This is a genomic window from Streptomyces sp. NPDC054840 (assembly GCF_053611065.1).
Genome location: NZ_JBSGZP010001081.1, coordinates 1 through 1,514 on the forward strand (window position 1 = coordinate 1; position 1,514 = coordinate 1,514).

The following is a 1,514-nucleotide window of genomic DNA, read 5'->3' on the forward strand; positions in this document are numbered from 1 at the left end:
GCCGTGGGCGGCGGCGCACCTCACCGGCCATCCTGGGGAGAGCGCAGGGCATCGTGTTCGATTTTCTTGATTCCGGGCAGTACGACGTGCTCGGAGCCTTCTGGGTGACGGTTCAGCTCACCCTCTACTCGGCGGCCGGATCCCTGATCTGGGGCACCGCCCTGGTCGGGATGCGGGTCAGCCCGGTCCCGCTGCTGCGGGCCTTCGGCACCGCGTACGTCAACCTGGTGCGCAACACCCCGCTGACCTTGCTGATCATCGGCTGCTCGCTGGGACTCAACCAGACCCTCGGCATCGCGCTGGGCGGCGAGACGTTCAAGGAGACCGGCTTCCGGCTCGCGGTCCTCGGACTGATCGCCTACACCGGCACCTTCGTCTGCGAGGCGCTGCGCTCCGGCATCAACACGGTGCCCGTCGGCCAGGCCGAGGCGGCCCGCGCGCTGGGACTGAGCTTCTTCCAGGTGCTCACCCTGATCGTGCTCCCCCAGGCCTTCCGGGCGGTTGTCGCACCGCTCGCCAACGTACTGATCGCACTCACCAAGAACACCACGGTGGCGGCGGCCATCGGCGTGGCCGAGGCGGCCCTGCTGATGAAGGAAATGCTCGAGAACGAGGCGCAGGCGGTCTTCGCGGTCTTCGCGGTCTTCGCCCTCGGTTTCGTCCTGCTGACCCTGCCCACCGGTCTTCTGCTGGGCTGGGTCGCCAAGCGAGTGGCGGTGAAGCGATGACCTCCGTGCTGTACGACACCCCCGGCCCCAGGGCCAAGGCACGCAACTGGATCTACAGCGGGATCTTCGTCGTCCTGTTCGGTCTCGTCATGTGGTGGGCGCTGTCCCTCATGGCGGAGAAGGGCCAGCTCGACGCCGACAAGTGGACGCCCTTCGTCACCGACAGCAGGGTCTGGACGACGTACCTGATCCCGGGTCTCCTGGAGACCCTCAAGGCCGGGGCGCTGTCCATGGTGATCGCCCTCCCGCTGGGAGCGGTGCTGGGCATCGGCCGACTGTCCGACCACGCCTGGGTGCGCGGGCCGGTCGGTACGTGGGTGGAGTTCTTCCGTGCCATCCCGGTCCTGATGCTGATGCTGTTCAGCTCGGCGCTGTACTCGCCGCAGTTCATGGACGTCCCCTCCGACACCCGGCCGTTCTGGGCCGTGGTCACGGGTCTGGTCCTCTACAACTCGGCCGTCATCGCCGAGATCGTCCGGGCCGGCGTGCTCTCCCTGCCCCGCGGCCAGACCGACGCGGCCAAGGCGATCGGCATGCGCAAGGGTCAGACCATGACCTACGTGCTGATCCCGCAGGCCGTCACGGCGATGCTGCCGGCCCTGGTCAGCCAGCTCGTGGTGATCCTCAAGGACACCGCGCTCGGTGGCGCCCTGCTCGGTTTCGCGGAACTGCTCTCCATGAACCGGCAGATCTCGGCCAACTACAGCAACACCATCGCGACCCTCTTCGTGATCGCCCTGATCTACATCGTGGTGAACTTCGCCCTCACCAGCCTCGCCTCCCAGC

The 1,514-nt window shown here is 67.5% G+C and carries 2 protein-coding genes; both read left to right on the plus strand.

Annotated elements, in window-relative coordinates:
- Positions 1–53: 53 nt before the first annotated feature.
- Positions 54–728, plus strand: a complete 675-nt coding sequence (locus ACWGIU_RS37675; protein WP_453712575.1) for an amino acid ABC transporter permease — start codon at positions 54–56, stop codon at positions 726–728.
- Positions 725–1,514: amino acid ABC transporter permease (locus ACWGIU_RS37680; RefSeq protein WP_453712573.1), on the plus strand; the 790-nt coding region annotated here is incomplete at its 3' end. The genes ACWGIU_RS37675 and ACWGIU_RS37680, both read left to right, overlap by 4 nt.